Genomic DNA, 21,261 nt, shown 5'->3' with positions numbered 1-21,261 from the left:
ATCCTGCCAGGAATTATTGATTATATCAAAAGAAAGAACATGATACCAGAAAATCAAAAAGTAAAGTTTGCTATTCTTGGAGCCGGCCATATCGGTAAAAGACATGCTGAGATGATTCGAAGAGATCCCGAAGCAGAGTTAGTTGCGATGATCGATATTCGTTCAATGGAAGAATGCGCAGCTGCAGATTTTAATGTTCCTTTCTTTAAGACACTGGACGAACTTTTAGCTTCAGGTATCGATTTTGACGTTCTAAATATATGTACTCCTAACGGCTTGCATGCGGACCAGGCCTTAACCGGGTTGGAGAACAAAAAACATGTCGTGGTTGAAAAACCGATGGGTCTGACCAAAGATCAATGTGAAAAAGTCATTTTTAAATCTTTACAGCAATCCAAGCACGTTTTTTGTGTTATGCAGAACCGTTATTCTCCTCCGAGCGAGTGGATTAAAGAATTAATTGAGAAAAAATTATTAGGTGATATTTTTATGGTTCAACTGAATTGCTATTGGAATCGCGATGAGCGCTATTACAAAGCAGGAGGTTGGAAAGGGACAAAGGATCTAGATGGGGGAACCTTGTTTACGCAATTTTCTCACTTTATAGATATTATGTACTGGTTGTTCGGTGATATTGATAATATCCAGGGAAAATTTGCAGACTTCACTCACCGCGATTCAACGGATTTTGAGGATTCCGGATTTGTAAGTTTTGATTTTATCAACGGTGGAATGGGATCAATCAATTATTCAACAGCTGTTGCCGATAGAAATTTGGAGAGCTCCATGACGATTGTCGGCCGAAACGGAAGTGTGAAAATTGGTGGTCAGTATATGAATGAAGTGGAAGTGTGTAATATCCCGGGATATGAGATGCCTGATCTGGCACCAACCAATCCGGGGAATGATTACGGAGCTTATAAGGGTTCCGCAGCCAATCATCATTATGTGATTACAAATGTAATTGACACATTAAAAGGAAGAACCTCAGCAACTACAAATGCCCTGGAAGGATTGAAAGTGGTAGAAATTATTGAACGCATTTATAAGGTAAGAAATGAGCAACTCAATTTACAATAAATTAGTAGCTAAAGAAGCTAAACTCGCAGTAATCGGCCTTGGTTATGTAGGTCTGCCGATCGCATTGGAATTTGCAAAGAAGATCCGTGTTGTTGGATTCGACATCAACCGGGACCGTGTGGAACTAATGCGGAATAAGAAAGATCCGAGCAACGAATTAACATCAAGTGATTTTGACAACTGTGATATTCATTTTACAGCAGACATCAATGATCTGAAAGATGTTCAGTTCTATATTATTGCTGTTCCCACACCGATAGATGATGCAAACTTGCCTGATCTTCGTCCTTTACTGGGGGCTTCCAAAACGGTTGCTCAAGTAATAAAAAAGGGAGATTATGTTGTGTTTGAATCAACAGTATATCCCGGATGTACAGAAGAAGACTGTATCCCGGTCCTGGAGGAATTATCTGGGTTGAAATTTAAAGAAGATTTCAAAGTAGGATACTCACCTGAAAGAATTAATCCGGGAGATAAAGAACACACGCTTCAAAATGTTGTTAAAGTAGTTTCGGGATGTTCTGAAGAATCACTTGAAGAAATAGCAAAGACTTATGAATTGGTGGTTAGCGCCGGTGTTCACCGTGCCGCATCGATCAAAGTTGCGGAAGCAGCCAAGATCATTGAAAACACACAACGCGACGTAAATATTGCATTGATCAATGAATTGTCAATTATCTTCAATCGATTGGGAATTAACACCTATGATGTACTTGAAGCTGCAGGGACCAAGTGGAATTTCCTGCGTTTTTCACCCGGTTTAGTCGGAGGACATTGTATTGGAGTTGATCCGTATTATTTGACCCACAAGGCCCAGCAGGCGGGTTATCATGCAAAGATCATCAACAGCGGACGTTATGTAAATGATTCGATGGGCTTTTATATTGGAAAACAAACCACGAAGAAAATCATCGCCCAGGGAAAACACATCCAGGATGCAAAGGTTTTGGTGATGGGAGCAACTTTCAAAGAAGACGTTTCCGATATCCGTAATTCCAAAGTGATTGATGTTGTGAATGAGTTGAAATCGTTCCAGGTAAAAGTGGATTTGGTAGATCCGCACGCTTCTTCTGCTGAAATGGAACACGAATACGGTGTTGGTTTAGTTGAAATCGGGAAAGACTACGATGCAATTATTGTAGCGGTCAATCATAAAGATTATAAAAACCTGGATGAAGCGTATTTCAAATCATTGATGAAAGATAATCAAGGGGTTTTCGTAGATATAAAAGGAATATATAAAGGAAAAATAAAAGACCTTGAATATTGGAGTCTGTAACCGGGCTAATTGCTTAATATAAGATTCGGGTGGAAAATCAACTAAATCCCCCATTCATTTGTTAAAATAAAAACGGCTTGTCCGTTTTTATTCGTTTTGTCCCGCTTTTGTCCCACTATATAAAGCAACGTTCCTCTACTTTTGAAGTTTATCATCTAAATGAACAAAACAATGATATTCAAAAGTCTCTCCAAATCAATTAAACTCTATGTCTTAATCAGCCTGGGGATTAGCTTCAATAGTTTTTCTCAATGCAACTGGACTTCTGTTTTCTATGATTCTTATGAATATACCACCGTTATTCCCCACCTTATTCCGGGGGGGACGTACCAGAACACTCCTCAAACCTTTGCCGGTTGTATCAGAACAGGAAGCAGAGGATTGTATATGAATGTAACTGACGGTTTTTTCGGAGCAATTTATCTGCAGCCATTCACGGATCTTTGTGTTGGTCAGAATTACCGTTTCAGTTTTTCTACAAGAGATGCATTTTCAAGCACCAATAATGTGACATTCAGCGTGAAAGACGCTTCCGGAGTTGTTCTTGCTACTCAGAATGTGATCAATAACAGTGTATGGAATGATATTACAATGCCTTCATTTACAGCATCAACTTCAACGATTTACTTTGAGATATTTACAAATATTCCCGGAGGTCCTGGAAATGACATAGGCTTTGATGATCTGAGACTGTCGCAATGCCAGCCATTACCACTTGTGTTTAATCACAGTTCCTGTGTGGGTTCCGGTGGAATTGATCTTTATTCCTTGTTTTCATCCAATTTATCTCAAAGCGGAATTTGGACTGGTGCCTCTGCATTAACCAATGGTTACCTGGGAAGTTTTACACCCGGAACGAACTCTAATGGCATGTACACATATACCATTGATGGTGTAGGAAGTTGTGCCGATTCAAGCGCACAAGTGACAGTCTCCTATGTAAATACACCTGTTTTGAATCCGATTCCAAATGTACAGGCATGTCAATCTTATGTGTTGCCTGCAATCACAGGTTCGAATCTTACAGGAAATGAGAAATATTATTCAGGTCCTGGTGGAACGGGAACAGTATTGAATGCAGGACAAACCATTACAACTACTCAAACACTCTATGCATTTGGTGGTGGTACCGGTTGTTCCGATGAAGAAATGTTTACCGTTACAATTTCCCAGCCACCATCCGCCGGATTTGATAACGGGGCTTATTATTGTGGTGCAGGTCCGTCAATTACGATGTCTTCATTCTTGTCGGCTGGATCAACAACAGGTGGTGTGTGGAGCGAAACGACAAGCCCGGTTTCCGGGAATTTTACTTCGGGGACTTCGGTCTTCAATACAAACGGACTGAATCCCGGAACATACACTTTCCTTTATACGGTAAGCGGAACGGGTGGGTGTGCCAATGATGTTTCGAATTTTACAATAACGATCGGAAATATTCCTGCAGTGAATCTTGGGCCGGATACAACTTTATGTACCGGACAAACAATTACACTGAATGCTGCAACTTCCGGACCTTATGATTCATACAAGTGGAATAACAATTCAACCTCACCGACAAGGTTTATTACCAGTGCAGGTACTTATAGCGTGAAAGTGGGTAAACTTGGAAGTAACCAAATCGTGAATGGCGACTTTGAATCCGGGAATACCGGATTTACGACTGCCTATACCGTTGGAACAGGCGGAACCTGGGGATTGGTCTCCAATCCTGGGACTTATGCTATTGTCACGTCTCCATTTGCAGCTCACAGTAACTTCACTCCTTGTGCGGATCACACACCGGCACCCGGAAATCAAATGATGGTGGTTAACGGTTCTGGAACATCGGGAATTGACGTTTGGTGTCAGAATGTGCCTGTTCAGGCCAACACGGATTATCAATTTGGTTCCTGGGTTTCCAATGCTTTGAACGAAGTGAATGTTGCTCAATTGCAATTTACCATTAACGGTTCACTCATAGGGCCTGTTTTTTCTACTCCAACGATCGGATGTTCTTGGCAGCAGTATTTCCAGGTTTGGAATTCGGGATTGAATAACTCCGCCCAAATCTGTATTACGAATCAAAATATAAACCCGGCTGGCAATGATTTTGTTATAGACGATATTACATTCAAGCCGATTTGCTATTCTTACGATACGGTAGTTGTTTCTTACAGTACCTTCCCGGTAGTAAATCTGGGACCTGACACCACGATCTGTGAAGGAACCACACTGGTTCTTGATGCACAAAATCCAGGCTTAACTTATCTCTGGAACGATGGTTCGACCAATCAGACCCTGAATGTCACCAATGCCGGAACGTACCAGGTAACTGTAAAAAATGCCGCTCAATGTTCTACGGTAGACGCTATTACGGTTTCGGTAGAAGACCAGAAACATGCGGGAGCCGACAGTCTTGCCATTTGGTGTGAAACGAACGGGATTGTGGATTTAACTAATTTGCTTTCTCCGGGAACTACAGCCGGAGGAACCTGGTCGGACGTAAATAATGTTTTGGGGGCCAGTTTAACAGCCGGAGGACAATTAACAGTTAGCGGGGCGATCGGCTCACATTTACTGGAATATGTTGTTCATGGAACTTACTGTTTGAATGATACGAGCAGATTCCAGGTTCAGGTAAACAGTCAGCCGGTTTCGGTGAACCCGACAAGCCTGCACTTATGTAATTCTTCGGGCTCAACGGTTGACCTTGATCAGTATACCACCGGAGCACTTCAGACATTGGCTCCTTACTGGACCGAAACATCTGTTTTCCCAACAAACCAATTTGATGCAGGAACAGGTGTTTTAGACTTGTCTCTTCTTCCGAACGGAGATTATGATTTCTCCTATGTGTTGCCGGCAGATACAATGTGTGTGAACGATACTGTGAAAGTGGCGATTCAAATTACGGAAAATCCGATTATTGCATTTTCCTCCGATGTTATCAAAGGTTGCTTCCCGCTCGACGTCCAGTTTATTAATGAAAGTATTTCCAACCCGGGATCAGTTGTGGAATGGAATTTAGGGGACGGGACAATTTCTTCCAGCAACTCTATCGTAAACCATCAGTATACAGGAATTGATTGTTTTGACGTAACCCTGACGATTACTGCTGATAATTTGTGTACGACAAGCAAAACAATTACGGATATGATTTGTGTAGACCCGTTGCCGGTTGCAAGTTTCAATTACAATCCGCAACAAGTTTTCTCAATTGATCCGACAACTAATTTTGAAAACACATCCATATTCAATGATCAGAATATCTGGAATTTTGATGATGGTACAGGTTCCCAGGAAGTAAGTCCGACGCATCAATTTCCAATAGGGCAAATAGGAAACTACAATGTAGAATTAATAGTGATTTCCGATCAGGGATGCAGAGATACCACTTACAGAATTGTAGTTGTCAGAGACCAGCTACTGTTTTATGTTCCGAATGCATTTACTCCCGACGGAGACCAGCACAACAATGTGTTCCTTCCGATAATGACTGCAGGCTTTTCACCGGCGACCTATGAGTTTTACATTTATAACCGTTGGGGAGAGTTGGTGTTCGAATCTAAAGACACTGAAACCGGGTGGGACGGAACTTATGCAGGAAGCTCGGTTCAGTCAGGAATATATACTTGGCTTATTCGTTTCAAGGACGACGACAACGATGAAAAGTATGAATTTTCAGGGCATGTAAATTTGATGGAATAAGCATTTTTGCTCTAAGCAATAAATAGCTTACTTTTGTAAAAGTACCCCTAGAAAAAAAACCTTGAAACAAACTTGCTATAGTCTTTTTCTTTTATTCTGCTCTTGTGTTTTAACTTCAATTTCTTTTGGAGCAAAGTTAAGCGCGGACCAGGGAGTCGCAAAGATTATTTCTGAGCACGACAGCAAAAAAACTTCTTATGTTCAATTATTTGACCACTATCACAGTGAAGATTTTTCCGGCAATAGTGAATGGAACCGGTTTTTAAAGAAATTGTCCAAGGAAGACAAGATTACTTCTGATTCTGATTACCCTGAATTGTGTTTTAAGATCGCTCATGGATTTTATGAGGTCCAAAAATACCGGGAAGCCTATTACTTTTTATACATCACATTAAAGGAGGAAGAAAATATAAATACTTCTCAAAAACCTTACCTTGCAACCTTTCACGAAGTGTTAGGTCAGGTGTACTATTTTTTCAGGCGTTTCGATCTGTCCGAAAAACATCTAAAAATCGCTTTGCATCATCCGCAAGTAAGTGAGATAAGTAAAATCAAAATTTACAACACTTTGAGTTTGATTTATCGGGATAAGCTGGACAACGAAACCTCCGAACGGTATCTTCAAAAAGCTTACAATCAAGCTGTAAAATTAAAGGATGAAGCCTGGACAGGAATCTTATCCGGGAACCTTGGTTACATTGCCTTGTCAAAAAAGGAAAACGCAAAAGCCAGGGAACTGATGGAACTTGACTACAAGATCAGCACGAAGAACAAACAGACTAACAGCCAGATTAATGCATTGGCATTATTGATTGAATTGGATTTAAAGGAAAATAAACTGGCTCAATCGGCTGTGAAAATGAAGGTGTTTGATAGTTTGATGGTTAATGAAAAGAATCCTCAATTGTTAGGAACGCTGTATCGAACTAAAATTACCTACTATGAGAAATTGGGGGAATACAAACTAGCCTTGCTCAATTTCAGAAAATACATTTCCTATAAAGAAATCAATGACGAAAAAAGGCAGTTTCTCAACATCCAGAATGCTGAGTTTCAAATTGAATTTGAAAGAAAGCAAGGAGAAAATATTATTTACAAGGAGAAAGAGAAGAAGGATGACCTTATCATTCTGGGGCTTTTTGTCATTTGTCTTATTGTAGGACTGACAAGTTTCATAATTATCAAACAGATCCAGCGAAAAAGATTCCAGGATAAAGAATTGCTGACCCTGCGTGCTCAAAAAATGGAGGACGAATTGCATGCGACAGAACGGGAAATGCGAGCGCTGCTTTCGACGATGTTTGATAAAAACAAAGTAATCTTTGAATTGCAGGAACAGGTAGAATCCTTTGAAAAAAACAAACATTCCAAAACTGATTCCGAAAAAGAAACCATGCTAAATGATTTGCAATCTTTTTCACTATTGACAGAAAATGACTGGATCGAATTCAAAAGATTGTTTGAAAAGCTGAACCCCGGGTTTTTTGATTTCTTCCATGAGAAATTTCCTGAGATCACTTCAGCAGAAATACGTCTTGCAGCCCTAATCAAACTGAATTTATCGAATCTGGAGATGGCCAGGACACTTGCTATTTCACCTGACTCGGTCAGGAAGACAAATTTGCGTTTAAGGAAAAAGCTAAATATTGAGTCATTAGACGATTTAACCCGGTTTATCAAAGGGATTTAGTGTAATTTATCATGTCTCAAAACAGGTTTTGTTAAACATCTCACAGAATGTTGTTTGTCCCTTTTTTGTCTCACTAATCATTTAGTAAAAACATGCATTTCTTCATAAGTTAGCCTAAAATTAAACTTATCATAATCTTATGAAGAAACTTACAACTTTAAAAATCAGGAATCGAAAGATCTCAAAAAATCTCGCAATGGGATTATTGATGTCGATGGGTTCTTTGCTTTCTTTTGCGCAGACTGTAACAACGAGTCTTGCTACAGGAACGAGTACATCGACGAATGTCCCAATACATGGTAATTACGATTATTCGTATTCACAACAAATTTACCTGGCAACTGACTTCAATGTTGCAGTAGCTGGACAGCCAAATTATATTACAAAAGTTCGCTTTTTCAATGTAACAGGATCTCTTGGATCTTCAAACAATTGGAATGTTTATATGGGGAATACTGCAACTGCTTCTTTTGCAAGTAACAGTGCCTGGATTCCTGTGGGAAGTTTAACACAAGTTTTTTCAGGAACGTTGCCTACACCGGCTGCGAATTCCTGGGTAGAAATCACACTTAGTACTCCATTTCTTTGGGATGGTGTAAGTAATGTAGTAGTAGCTGTGGATGAGAATGCTCCCGGATTTGTTAATTTGACTTGGCGCCGGTATGATACCGGAGCAAATAGATCTTTGTACATCAGCCGTGACGGTACGGACGTTGACCCCGCTGCTCCGGCAGGAACAAATAATGCGCGATTCTCTTATGTTCCCCAAGCTCAGTTCGTACATGCGCCATCAGGTCCGTGTACAGGAACACCGGCTCATGCAACTGCTATAACATCTCTTGCATCTGTTTGTTCAAACACGGGAACTCCAGTAAACCTTTCCCTAAGCGGATTGCCGTTTTTGAGCGGTTACAGTTACGAGTGGGAATACCATGATGGTTCAGGATGGGTTCCATATGCGAATTCAGATACTTCTGTTTATTCAACTATTCCAACTGCGACAATGAATGTGCGTGCACAAGTGACGTGTGATAACTCAGGCTTGACTGATATTTCTGAAGAGACGACAGTTACTTACAATGTAGCTCCAACGCTTTCTACCAACCAAACTGCTGTTGCATATTGTGCAGGAAGCCCCGTGCAAGTTATTGCGAGCGGTGCCAACACATATGCCTGGACGCCTGCAACTGGATTGAACGTTACAAACAACGATACTGTTTCGGCAAGTCCCTCAAATCCAACAACCTATACTTTGATTGGTACAGATTTGGCAGGATGTAAAGATACTGTTACTGTAATGGTTACACCTCTTACTAAAATTCAAAAATCTGCAGTTTACACTCCAGCAACTCTTTGTACTCCTGGAACACTGGTAACACTTACTTCAACTGCGGCACCTGCTGCTATTAACGGTGGCGGAGCTTACGAATATAAGTTTATCGGTGCGAATGGTGCTATTTTACAAGACTGGAGCTCTTCCAATACATACAATTTCACTCCGGCAGCTGACAGTGTTTACAAAGTATATACTGATTTCAGATCCAATACTTGTACTGATGCGGTTGATTCTATCTTAACTTCAGTTGTAGTAGGATTCGGTGCAGATGTTGCAGTGATTGATTACGATTGTATCAACTTGGGAGGTACTGTTACTTTGAGTTCTGTTTTCGGGCAACCAACTGTTGAAACTTTATTTACAAATCCTTTTGGAGCCTCAACGGATCTTACAAGTATGACTACTTTAGGCGGAAGTGCTGTAATGACTGGTGGTAGAGCGGTATTAACTCCATCACAAACGGGGATCAACGGATCGCTTACAATTAATGACCCGGCTTTCCATACCGGATTAAACAACTCAATGACCGTTTCATTCAAGATGACAGCTGATCAGCCAATCAATAATTTTGGTACAGGTGGTGCTGATGGTCTTTCTTATTCTTTTGGAAATGATGTAGCAGTGGCAGGAAATCAAAACGGTTCCGGTTCTAAACTCAGACTTTCTTTTGATGCGAATGACAACAGCCCGAACATCGCAGGAATCTATTTAGGTTACAACGTTACAGGTACATTGTCACCTGCAGGTACCGGAACATTAATTCACGTAGGAAATATCGCTTTGTGGAAATTGAAGCAAGATGTTCCTGTGGTACTTACAATCAGCACGCTTGGAAAAGCAAGTTTAACTGTTGACGGGACGACAGTGTTTGAAAATATCCAAATGCCGGCAGCTTATTTGAATGCGAATACCACAGGATGGAAACACGTATTCGGCGCTGCTACAGGAGGTGACGCAATGAGACATGCAATCAAGGATGTACTAATTACAGCTCCAACCGTACAATATGCATTGGTAGCTGAAAATACAACTCCGTCAACCTGGGGATCATCAAATACATTTACAGACGTACAGCCCGGAACTTACGATGTTTGGGTTAGCAGCAACGGATCTGTAGCTTGTGCTAAGAAAATCGAAACAGTTGAGATCGTGAATACAAATCCATTGGTTTTGTTGGGTAACGATACAACAATCTGTGAGGGTGAATCATTGACCCTGGATGCAGGTAATGCAGGAGCATCTTATGTTTGGAGTAATTCACAGATCACAACACAAACGAGAGTGGTAACACAGGCTGGTCCGTACGTGGTAAATGTTACGGCAGCTAACGGGTGTGTAGGAGTAGGTTCTATCAACGTAGATGTAATGGGAGCACCAACAGCTTCAACGATCTATGTTCAGAACAATATGCCGACTTATACATTTACAATCCTGAATCCGCAAAATGCAAACCAGTATTCATGGGATTTCGGAGACGGAACAACAATTGCAAATGCACCGGGAACAGTTTCACATACTTATACAACAGCTGGTCCGAAACAAGTATCCGTTACTTTAACAAATGAGTGTGGTACTGAAACGGTTATTGCAGTAGTTGTGGTAACAAGCACTGCTGATGTTGCAACAAACAGCATCGAAGGATTGAATGTATATCCGAATCCTGCTAGTGAGCGTGTAATCGTTGAATTGCCGTCTTCGGCACAAGTAACAGGTTCCGTGTTTAATACGACAGGATCTTTAGTGAAAACGATCGACAGTTTTACAGCGAAAACAGAAATATCTGTTAACGACTGGACACCGGGAGTTTATTTCTTACACCTTCAAAGTGAAGAAAACACGAGCATTATCAAATTAGTAGTAGAATAACAAACGAGTTAAACGCAATTATCAATTTGATTAGTTGGTAATTTTTTTAGGTATAATCTCAGTTTTAAAGAGGGTGGAAATGAAAGTTTCCACCCTTTTTTTGATCCGGAATTGACCTGGTTAAATGCACATCCTCATTGTTAAATTTATATCCGCCACGGTAGACTATATCTATTATCCATGCCATAGATATGCATTGAATATGGAATAGGAGGTAAGTAAAGTCCAGCGGCCTTCCCTTCGTCAAAGTAAGTTTCTCTTACATAAGTCCGGAAAATTTTCCCGGAAGGCGATAATTGGTTATTTTTACTTCTTGTATGACAACACAGAAAAATGTACTGGTAACGGGTGGTGCGGGATTCATCGGATCACATTTGGTTCGCCTCCTGGTAAATAAATACCCTTCGTATCAAATCGTAACTTTTGACTCGCTTACGTATGCGGGTAATTTGTCCAATTTGAAAGATATTATGGACAAGAAGAATCACACTTTTTTTAAGGGAGACATTACTTCAGAACAAGATGTGAAAGAAGCATTTGAACAATATCAGATCACAGATGTTATTCATTTGGCTGCAGAATCTCATGTTGACCGTTCGATTGAAGGACCAATGGAATTTGTGCACACCAATGTTGTCGGAACAGTTAACCTGATGAACCAGGCAAGAGCATATTGGAAAACGTTGGAAGGACATATTTTTTACCATGTTTCCACAGATGAGGTTTTCGGATCGCTTGGTGCAGAAGGATTTTTCACCGAAACGACACCTTACGATCCAAGAAGTCCTTATTCCGCTTCAAAAGCAGCTTCCGATCATTTTGTTTCGGCTTATTATCATACTTACGGATTCCCGGTAAAACGATCAAATTGTTCCAACAATTACGGAAGTCATCATCATCCTGAAAAACTGATTCCTTTAATGATCAATAACATATTGAATAAAAAGCCACTTCCTGTTTATGGTGAAGGGATCAATGTGAGAGATTGGCTGTGGGTTGAGGATCATGCACGTGCGATAGACCTTATTTTTCACCAAGGTACGATCGGTTGTAACTACAATATCGGTGGCTGGAACGAATGGAGGAATATTGACCTGATCCACGAACTATGCCGGATTATGGACCGGGAATTGAGTCGTAAGGAAGGAGAAAGCGCCGAATTAATCAGTTACGTGAAAGATCGTGCCGGACATGACCTTCGTTATGCAATAGATGCAACAAAATTGTTTGATGAATTAGGCTGGAAGCCAAGTATAACGTTTGAGGAAGGTCTTCGAAATACAGTTAAATGGTATTTAAACAACCAGGATTGGGTAAAGGAAGTAACTTCCGGGACTTACCAGGATTACTATAAAAACATGTATAATCAGCGTTAAAACATGGGGATTTTTGGTGCGTTTAACCGACAAAAAAAAGAGGCGGCTGATCTGGGAGGAAAACTTTTAGTTGATATACACAGTCATTTACTGCCGGGAATAGACGATGGTGCCCCAACGATGGATCATACGATCGGGATGCTCCGAAAGTTTGAAGCATTGGGCTACCAAAAACTGATCATGACCCCACATATTATGTCGGGAGTTTACAATAACACTTCCGAAATCATTCTGAGTAAACTGGAAGAAGTAAAAAAGGTAAGTGCGGATTTGGGGCTAAACTTAATCCTGGAAGCTTCCGCAGAATATTACTTCGATGAGACCTTGTTTGAACGTATCCGGAATAAGGACCTGTTACCATTTCAGGGGAACCACATCCTGTTTGAATTTTCCTTCAGAAATCAACCTCTTCAGGTGGAAGAGGTCGTTTTTCAATTGAAATCTGCTGGTTACCAACCTGTTCTGGCTCATTTTGAGCGGTACGTCTATTTTCATTCATCCGTCGAAGTTGCCAGATCGCTTCGGGAACGTGGTTGCTATATCCAGGTGAATCTGAATTCCTTTACCGGACATTATGGTCCGGATGTGAAAAATCAAGCACTCAGGCTTTTAAAAGCCGGTTTGATTGATATTTTGGGAAGTGATTGCCACCGGATCCAACATCTTGAACTATTGGAAAGTTCTTTGAAGGAAGCGGTCTTCCATCAATTAATGGAACTAAAGGTCAAAAACCCCACATATATCTAAAAGGAGAGCCCTCAAATCTTAGCGGATTCTATCTTTCTTTGGAAAGCTCGTTTTTTTAATTTAAATTTTCCCTTTATACAGATAAGGATCGGAATAATTTCAAAAGAAATACATACCACGGTAAATAGGTTATTTGTATCCTTGTAAAAATGCTATTATGGAAAATTATCTGGGAATGGGCGTAGGAATTATTGCAATTATAACCGCCTTTTTAGTGCGTTCGGCATTTCTCTTTAAAACTTCGCTGAGCATCGCAATCATCTGTTTAATTGTTACTTTGACCAGTGGATTTGAACCAGATTCTTCACTGGAAATGATCTGTTTTACTTTGATTGGAATCATTGCTTTGGGATACCTGATTTCCCTGCTTTCCGAAAAGGTTCGAAAGGTGGCACCTTACTTTGTCGGTTTCCTGGCCGTAATTCCAATCGGAGCAAAGGCAAACTTCCAGGGTTTTGATGTTGATTGGACGATGGAAGTAGCTTCCTTTGCGATTGTCGGTTCACTGATTCCTCTTTTTGCCAAAATAAAGGACTGGTTTGCCGTGCGTTGGTTTGGTGCTGACGGATCTGAATTTAACACCGCAGTTTCTCTTATCTTTTTGGGAATCTTTGTCTTCGCGGCTTCATTTTTTGTATCAACCTTTGGAGTAATCTTGCTTGCTACCGGATATTTTGCAGCTAATATGGGGCTGCGCTCAAATACCGGTTTACAACTGGGGATTTTACTTTTCGCAGTAGTCTGGGTCTTCTTTTCCCTCAATTCATTGGATGGGATTTCAGATTCACTCCTGAAAGGGAATTTATGGATGGGAATTCTGGCCGGATTAGGTTCTTTGTGGGCGTGTAAATCCATTAAAAGAGAGAAGGCACGGATTTTCATAAGCTTATTTATTCCCCTGCTGGTTATCGGAATACTGGTAAGTTTCGGATTTATCAATGAGAATTTCGGGGGTATGCCTACAATGCTGGGATCAATTATCGGGACTTCACTGGCACTAGCTCTTATCGAACAGGAGCCGGGTACTGAAAAACCTTTTCATGGGATGCTGCTTCCACTAATTCTGATCGGGTTTACAAATCCGGTGGATTCTATATTCCAGCGCGAGAAATTGAAAGTGGAAACACTTTTGGATAATTCGAACAATCAATCCACTGCGAGAAAAGATGTGATGGATATACCGGCAATTGCACTTTCTGCGGGTGATGCCGGAGCCTGGAAAAGTATCGCTGCAAACTCAAAATTGGAATTCGAAGTAGGTCCGCCCGCCAGCCGAACTGCAGGAGCAATCAAGGATTTCAGTGTTGATCTTCAGTTGGATAAGGTGGGAGTTTTGAAAAGCCTGGATGTGAAAATGAAAAGTAACAGTTTGACAACCTTCAATGATATCCGGGATGAATCTGTTTTGAGTGATGAATTTATAAAATGTGAGAAATATCCCGAAATAACTTACCGTTCCAGGGAAATTCAAAAAACGGGTGAAGATTATAAAATAAGCGGCGACCTGGAATTCGCGGGAGAGAAGGCTGAAGTAATCCTGAATCTGCGCTTTGTTTCAAAGGTGAATAAAGACGGAAACGAAGTCCTGGTCTTTGTAGGTAAATCTGTCGTGGATAGAACAAAACACGGCATGACATCCGATTCGAAAATAGGCGATTTGGTGGATATAACATTTGAAGTTGCGGTGTCCCGATAAGTGTTTTTTATATCCCTTCCCGGAATTGTAAAGACAGAAAGTTGTATTTTTCCCGCGTGAAAGTGCTCCTTTACTGTCTTTTTTTTGTTGCCTTCGGTGTTTCTGCCCAATTAACAGATACCACCTGGAACAAGCGATCCTACCTGGTAGGTGGAACTAATCTTGCATTAGGAGGTGGAAGCATAGTTTTACTTTCCGCAGTTTGGTACCAGGAATATCCGAAATCAACATTCCATTCGTTCGATGATTCGAATGAATGGCTTTACATGGATAAACTGGGACATTCCTATACAGCTTATAAATTGTCAACGGTGAATTACGCTGCCTGGCGCTGGGCAAGAATGCCTAAACGAAAAGCAATTTTCCTTTCCGGCGGAATTGCCTGGACCTATCAGCTTTCGGTGGAAGTCCTGGATGGTTTCAGTGCCGAATGGGGTTTTTCCTGGGCAGATCTGACGGCAAATACTGCCGGAGTGGGTTTGTTTATCGGCCAGCAACTGGGGTGGGATGAGCAGCGCTTTCAACTGAAGTTCGGGTACAAACCATCACCCTATGCTCAAATCCGGCCAAACACCTTAGGTTCCAATTTTCCTGAAAGATTATTGAAAGATTACAACGCCCAAAGTTACTGGCTATGTGTAGCCCCCGGAACTTTTTTCAAAGAATCGAAATTTCCCAAATGGATCCAGATCGGGTTTGGTTACAGCATCGATGCAAAACTAAACGGAGAATCCAATACCTACCAGGATCCGAATACCGGGAAAAGCTACTTTGCCAAACAGGAGTACGCCCTTTCATTGGATTTGGACTGGTCGCAGCTTCCCATTAGAAAACCCTGGTTAAAGAAGTTGCTGAAGCCCTTAAATGCTGTTAAAATACCTTTGCCGGCTGTGTTTTGGAGAAACGGAGTCTGTTATTTCGGAATGTTTTAGGTAAATTACTGCTTACCAAATAATGAAACATGGAAACTGACCTTTTTCAGATCGAGAGTCCGAACGGGATATTAAGAGGAAAATCCGTCTCCTGCGGGACCGATTCCCCGATTGTATTAATGGCTTGCGGTCACAATGGTTTCTACCATTTCGGTATGTTTCCTACTATTCAGCATTATTTTGCCGAGAACGGAATTTCTTCTGTTGCCTTTAATTATTCCCACTGCGGTATTTCAGATGACGGTGATTATTTCAATGACCTGGACAAATACAAAACCAATTGCCGGAGACTGGAAGCAGAAGACCTGACTTTCATGGCTAAAGAAATAACGAGCAATTCGTTATTTCATAAACCGGAGAAGTTGTTTCTTTTCGGTCATAGCATGGGTGGTTTTTCGGCGGTGTTTGCTTCTCAATCTATTAGAAAAGCCGGGATAGAACTCTCAGGAATTATTTTATTGAATTCACTCCGAACACTGGATGTAAGAACTCCGGAAATCATGGAAGAATGGAAAGCAAAGGGAGTTTATTTCAGACCGAATATGCGTACGAAGCAAGATCTGCCCCAAGGTCCGGAATTCTTAGCCGAAACATTGGCAAGTGATACGACCTGCAATATGGAAAGAGTAATGGAAAAGCTTTCAATTCCCTGTTTTGTGGCTCATGCGGTGGATGACGAAGCAGTGCCTTTTGAGCATGGCAGAACCATTTTCTCCTGGGTTTATAAAAATAATCCGTTAAATGCATTTCTGCCGATTCCAAATACGGGACATACATTGAATACCGCACACCCCATGAAACGAGATTCGGAAGAACTGCGGTTCTTCTGTGAACAGGTGGTGGATTGGATGAAAACTGTGGGTTAACAGTAAGGGCGGAAAATTTTCCGCCCTTACTGTCTTATATTTTCTTAAAGATCACCGTGGCAATGTGCCCGCCGAACCCAAAAGTGTTGCTCATAGCATATTTGATTTCCTGTGGTTTCCCTTTTTGCAATGGAAAATCAAACAGATCTTTGAAATCAGGTTCGATCTCTGTGGTATTGATGGTAGGAGGGACAACGGAATCCCGGATTGCCAGGATACATGCAATTGCCTCAACAGCTCCTGCAGCCCCCAATAAGTGACCTGTCATGGATTTCGTTCCGGAAACACTCAACGATTGTCTTTCTCCGAATACCCGTCTCAAAGCGATTAATTCACTGTTGTCTCCCTGGGAAGTAGAAGTTGCATGCATGTTGATATAATCAATCTGATCCGGAGTGATCTCCGCATCGCGAAGCGCTTCTTCCATTCCAAGTACAGCACCGTCACCTTCCGGATGAGTTCCTGTTAAATGATAAGCATCCGCAGCCATTCCGCCACCGACAACCTCTGCGTAGATTTTCGCTCCACGGGCAATAGCGTGTTCGTATTCCTCTAAAATCAATGCTGCAGCGCCTTCACCCATAACGAAACCGTCGCGGGTAATATCGAACGGGCGGGATGCCGTTTCAGGAGAGTCATTGCGTTTGGATAAAGCCTGCGCAGAAGAGAATCCGCCCATTGCTGATTCGGTAATTGCTGCTTCAGAACCTCCGCTGATGATCATGTTAGCCTTTCCCCATTTGATATAGTTAAAAGCATCGATCATTGCCGTATTGGAAGTTGCACAGGCCGAAACCGCACAATAATTGATTCCGCGAAGACCGTATTCCATTGAGATGATCCCTGAAGCAATATCAACCAGGATTCTCGGGATAAAGTAAGGAGTAAAACGCGGAGTTCCGTCTCCGGCTGAATATTCTTTCATCTGGTCCTGGAAAGTTTGAATCCCACCATTTCCGGAACCCCAAATAACCCCGATACGGTCCCTGTTCAGTTCCTCGAAATTTATTCCTGCATCCGCAACAGCTTCCCGAACGGCTACAAGTGCATATTGAGAAAAAGGATCGTATTTCCTGATTTCTTTTACATCAAAATGTTCTGAGGGATTATATCCTTTCACTTCGCAAGCGAAAGTTGTCTTGAATTTTGAGGTGTCGAATTTAGTAATCGGTGCTGCACCGCTTTTACCTGCTTTTATGTTGTTCCAAAAATCAGGAACGTTATTCCCGATTGGTGTAAGGGCTCCCAAACCGGTAATCACAACTCTTCTTGTCATAACAAATGTTTCGATTAATAGTATAAATTTATTCTAAAAAGGTTATTTCTACTCCGCTCAGTCACCTTTTGTTGAAAAGTTCAATGGGTTTCTATTGCGGCTGATTCGATCACTTTTCGTTCAGAAAATCTTAAATTGAAAAGAAGGCTGAACGTAGTCGAAGTCCCATTTTCAATTCTTATAAGAATCCGAGTTCCAATTTAGCTTCTTCGCTCATCATATCTTTGTCCCAAGGCGGATCGAATACAATATTGACATGAGCTTCTGTCACTCCTTCAACACTTTCTACCTTTTCCTTCACATCTTTCGGTAAAGATTCCGCAACCGGGCAGTTCGGAGAAGTCAGGGTCATATCGATTTCAACAACACCTTCTTTCGAAATCCGAACCTCATAGATCAAGCCCAATTCGTAAATATCAACAGGAATTTCCGGGTCGAATATGGTTTTTAATATGTCAACTATTTTATCTTCTAAATGTTCCATTTTTTATTTTGCTAATGCGGACAATGCCAGTAATTTGATTTTTTTAACCATGCTCAACAAGCCATTCGCCCGGGTTGGTGAAAGATGTTCCTGCAGTCCGATTTCCGAAATGAAATACAGATCGCTTCTTACAATATCTTCCGGTTTTTCGTTATCGTAAACACGAATCAGCAAACCAATAATTCCTTTTGTAATGATCGCGTCGGAATCAGCTGTCAATCTTATTCTGTTGTCCTGATCGATCGTTGCATCCAACCAAACACGGCTCTGACAACCTTCAATCAGTCGGTCTTCCGTTTTTTTGTCCGGATCGATCAATGGCAAATCTTTTCCAAGTTCAATGATGTATTCGTACTTCTCCATCCAGTCATCGTAGATGGCAAAGTCGTCAATAATTTCCTGTTGTTTTTCTTCGATTGTCATGATCTATTCTCTCCTAACCCAGCATCGAAATACTTTTCTCGACTGCCGCTATAAATTGGTCTATTTCTTCACGTGTATTGTAAAATGCAAAAGAAGCCCTGATCGTTCCGGGTACCTGGTAAAAATCCATTAAAGGCTGCGTACAATGATGCCCGGTTCTCACAGCAATTCCCTGTTTATCCAATAGCGTTCCGATGTCAAAAGGATGAATTCCCTGAACACCGAAAGAAACCACGGAAGTTTTGTTCTTTGCAGTCCCGATCAAAGTAATATTCTCGAAAGTTTCCAGCATTTCCTGGGCATATTCCGTTAAGTCGCGTTCGTATTCCTCTAATTCTTTCGGATCGAACTGGTTCAGATAATTTAAAGCAGTACCTAAACAGATACCTCCGGCAATGTGCGGTGTTCCGGCTTCGAATTTGAAAGGCAATTCATTATAAGTTGTCCGTTCGAAAGTTACTTTCGCGATCATGTCACCACCACCCTGGTAAGGCGGCATTTCCTCTAAGATCGCTTCTTTCCCGTAAAGCACCCCGATCCCCGTCGGTCCGAAAACCTTATGTCCCGAAAAGACAAAGAAGTCGCAGTTCATAGCCAGCATATCGACTTTGGTATGCTGAACGCTCTGAGCTCCATCGATCAGTACTTTTGCCCCGACAGCATGAGCCGCTTCAATGATTTGTTCCACCGGGTTCACCGTTCCCAAACTATTTGAAATATGTGTTACGGCAACCAGTTTTGTTTTCGGTGAAAGGAGCTTATGATATTCTTCCAAAAGTAACTCACCGCGTTTATTGATCGGAATTACTTTTAAAATCAGTTTTTTACGTTCAGCAAGCATTTGCCAGGGAACAATGTTCGAGTGATGTTCCATTGCCGAAATGATGATTTCATCCCCGGCACTCAATAATTCCCCGAAAGAACTCGCAACCAGGTTAATTCCGTCTGTTGTTCCCTTGGTGAAAATAATTTCCTCCTTTTTTTCAGCATTGATAAAACGGCGAACCGTTTCGCGGGCATCTTCGTATTCGGAAGTAGCTTTCTGGCTTAAATGATGGACACCACGGTGAATGTTCGCATTGTCCATGCTGTAATACTGGTTAATTGCATCCAATACCATTTGCGGTTTCTGAGATGTTGCTCCGTTGTCAAAGTAAATGAGATTCTTTCCATATACTTGTTGACGAAGGGCAGGGAAGTCCTGGCGGATCTCACGCACATTGAATTTTCTTGTTGATGCATTTTCCATAATACAAAGATAGTTAAATGCTATTTGTACAGGTTCTAAATAAGATTAATTTCCAACCTTTTTATTTTAGCTGTATCTTAGCTTTAAATTGATTACAAATGAGGGTCTTATACCTATTACTGATATTGGTGGCCGTTGGCACAGGTTGTGAAAAATACAACCTCAAACAGCCTGCTTACCTGAACCTGAACTGGAGGTTTCACTCTGTTTGCAATGGTCAGGGGAATTATGTCATAAACAAAGGGTTCTTTTACTCCAAGGAGTTCACTGTTTCAGGGATACGGGAGAAAGGTTCTGCAGTAGAGATCACCAAAAGTTTACCTGTTCAGAAGGTCCAATTTTCAACCCAGGATAACCTGGCAATTTCCCTGGATGTTCCGATGGGAGACTACACCGAATTTTCATTGAAAACGATTATAGATAAATCGAATAACCCATCAATTCGTTTAGAAGGAATTTATATAAAAGGAAGTGAAACTTTTCCTATGGTAATTGAATGGACGGATTTGGATGATTTGAATTTCAAAATACTGAATCCATTCTTCCTTCAAAAGAAGAAAAATTACCAGGTTTACATTGGATTTGACATAAATAAACTATTTTCAACTATTCCAAGTAGTTTGTCAAATGATCCGGCAAAGCCGAACCAGAATGGTACCCCAACGGTGGTAATTAGTAAGGATTATAACGTTCAGATGTTTAACAAAATCACCGAACAAATTCCAAATGCATTGGTGTTAAAAGTTGAATAATGTCTGCGGAGTATAAAGATATCATTGAAGGCTGTGCAAATTGGGAACGATCTGCACAGGAACGTTTGTATCGTCTTTTCTCCAAGGATTTGTTCAAAGTCTGCAAGTTATACGGCTCCGATACACAGGACGCGGAAGACATGCTGCACGATGCGTACATGCATATTTACAAAAATATTGGCTCTTATACCTTTACTGGCTCCTTTGAGGGCTGGATGAGAAGAGTAACTGTGAATTGCTGTCTTCAGACACTGCGAAAAAGAAAGAATTTCACCCAATTGGGAGATATTCCTTTCGTGGATCAGGAGGAAAGCGAACTGGAAACAGGAATTCCTTTTGCGAAAGTGCTCGAAGAAATTAATTTATTGCCGACCAAAGCAGGTTTGGTATTGAAATTATACGCATTGGAAGGATGGTCGCATTCTGAAATTGCTGAGGAACTGGAAATCTCGATAGGGACTTCCAAGTCTCAATTAAATTATGCGCGTTCCGTACTAAAACAAAAATTGGTTTCTTAAA

Annotated in this window: 16 protein-coding genes; 12 read left to right on the top strand and 4 right to left on the bottom strand. The window is 41.2% G+C overall.

Going from position 1 to position 21,261, the window contains the following annotated elements; translation table 11 throughout:
* The first annotated feature begins 39 nt into the window (after positions 1–39).
* The 10 genes from K0S23_RS14915 (at position 40) to K0S23_RS14870 (ending at position 16,558) form a co-directional block, all read left to right on the top strand.
* Positions 40–1,080: a Gfo/Idh/MocA family oxidoreductase gene (locus K0S23_RS14915; protein WP_300358997.1), complete on the top strand. Its 1,041-nt coding sequence runs from the start codon at positions 40–42 to the stop codon at positions 1,078–1,080.
* Complete coding sequence (locus K0S23_RS14910) at positions 1,058–2,359, top strand: nucleotide sugar dehydrogenase (RefSeq protein WP_300358993.1); 1,302 nt, start codon at positions 1,058–1,060, stop codon at positions 2,357–2,359. The genes K0S23_RS14915 and K0S23_RS14910 overlap by 23 nt, the downstream gene beginning before the upstream one ends.
* A 171-nt stretch (positions 2,360–2,530) precedes the next feature.
* Positions 2,531–6,049: a PKD domain-containing protein gene (locus tag K0S23_RS14905; RefSeq protein ID WP_300358991.1), complete on the top strand. Its 3,519-nt coding sequence runs from the start codon at positions 2,531–2,533 to the stop codon at positions 6,047–6,049.
* 61 nt (positions 6,050–6,110) lie between these two features.
* Complete coding sequence (locus K0S23_RS14900; RefSeq protein WP_300358989.1) at positions 6,111–7,739, top strand: hypothetical protein; 1,629 nt, start codon at positions 6,111–6,113, stop codon at positions 7,737–7,739.
* A gap of 139 nt (positions 7,740–7,878) precedes the next feature.
* Complete coding sequence (locus K0S23_RS14895; RefSeq protein ID WP_300358987.1) at positions 7,879–10,941, top strand: T9SS type A sorting domain-containing protein; 3,063 nt, start codon at positions 7,879–7,881, stop codon at positions 10,939–10,941.
* A gap of 317 nt (positions 10,942–11,258) precedes the next feature.
* Positions 11,259–12,317 (top strand): dTDP-glucose 4,6-dehydratase, encoded by a 1,059-nt coding sequence (gene rfbB, locus K0S23_RS14890; protein WP_300358985.1) that lies wholly within the window; start codon positions 11,259–11,261, stop codon positions 12,315–12,317.
* A 3-nt stretch (positions 12,318–12,320) separates the two neighbouring features.
* Complete coding sequence (locus K0S23_RS14885; protein ID WP_300358983.1) at positions 12,321–13,064, top strand: CpsB/CapC family capsule biosynthesis tyrosine phosphatase; 744 nt, start codon at positions 12,321–12,323, stop codon at positions 13,062–13,064.
* Between the two features lie 157 nt (positions 13,065–13,221).
* A complete protein-coding gene (locus tag K0S23_RS14880; RefSeq protein WP_300358981.1) occupies positions 13,222–14,760 on the top strand; it encodes a YceI family protein in 1,539 nt (512 codons plus the stop codon).
* A 56-nt stretch (positions 14,761–14,816) separates the two neighbouring features.
* The gene (locus tag K0S23_RS14875) at positions 14,817–15,692 is read left to right on the top strand and encodes a DUF2279 domain-containing protein (protein WP_300358978.1); all 876 of its coding nucleotides are present in this window, start codon (positions 14,817–14,819) and stop codon (positions 15,690–15,692) included.
* Positions 15,693–15,721: 29 nt separating this feature from the next.
* Positions 15,722–16,558, top strand: coding sequence for a prolyl oligopeptidase family serine peptidase (locus K0S23_RS14870; protein WP_300358975.1), 837 nt, complete (start codon positions 15,722–15,724; stop codon positions 16,556–16,558).
* A gap of 34 nt (positions 16,559–16,592) precedes the next feature.
* On the opposite strand, the gene fabF is transcribed toward K0S23_RS14870, so the two are convergent.
* The 4 genes from fabF to K0S23_RS14850 form a co-directional block, all read right to left on the bottom strand.
* On the bottom strand, positions 16,593–17,834 hold the full coding sequence (gene fabF / locus K0S23_RS14865) for a beta-ketoacyl-ACP synthase II (protein ID WP_300358972.1): 1,242 nt from the start codon (positions 17,832–17,834) through the stop codon (positions 16,593–16,595).
* Positions 17,835–18,012: 178 nt separating this feature from the next.
* Positions 18,013–18,318, bottom strand: coding sequence for an SUF system Fe-S cluster assembly protein (locus K0S23_RS14860; RefSeq protein ID WP_300358969.1), 306 nt, complete (start codon positions 18,316–18,318; stop codon positions 18,013–18,015).
* Positions 18,319–18,321: 3 nt separating this feature from the next.
* On the bottom strand, positions 18,322–18,741 hold the full coding sequence (locus tag K0S23_RS14855; RefSeq protein WP_300358966.1) for a SufE family protein: 420 nt from the start codon (positions 18,739–18,741) through the stop codon (positions 18,322–18,324).
* 13 nt (positions 18,742–18,754) lie between these two features.
* A complete protein-coding gene (locus tag K0S23_RS14850) occupies positions 18,755–19,990 on the bottom strand; it encodes a cysteine desulfurase (protein WP_300358964.1) in 1,236 nt (411 codons plus the stop codon).
* Positions 19,991–20,088: 98 nt separating this feature from the next.
* Here K0S23_RS14850 and K0S23_RS14845 point away from each other — a divergent pair, with 98 nt between their 5' ends.
* On the top strand, positions 20,089–20,742 hold the full coding sequence (locus K0S23_RS14845) for a hypothetical protein (protein WP_300358961.1): 654 nt from the start codon (positions 20,089–20,091) through the stop codon (positions 20,740–20,742).
* Positions 20,742–21,260 (top strand): sigma-70 family RNA polymerase sigma factor, encoded by a 519-nt coding sequence (locus K0S23_RS14840; RefSeq protein ID WP_300358958.1) that lies wholly within the window; start codon positions 20,742–20,744, stop codon positions 21,258–21,260. The genes K0S23_RS14845 and K0S23_RS14840 overlap by 1 nt, the downstream gene beginning before the upstream one ends.
* Position 21,261 lies beyond the last annotated feature (1 nt).

Source organism: Fluviicola sp., from assembly GCF_029266855.1.
Classification (GTDB): Bacteria; Bacteroidota; Bacteroidia; order Flavobacteriales_D; family Crocinitomicaceae; genus Fluviicola.
This window is presented reverse-complemented; position numbering and strand designations above follow the sequence as displayed.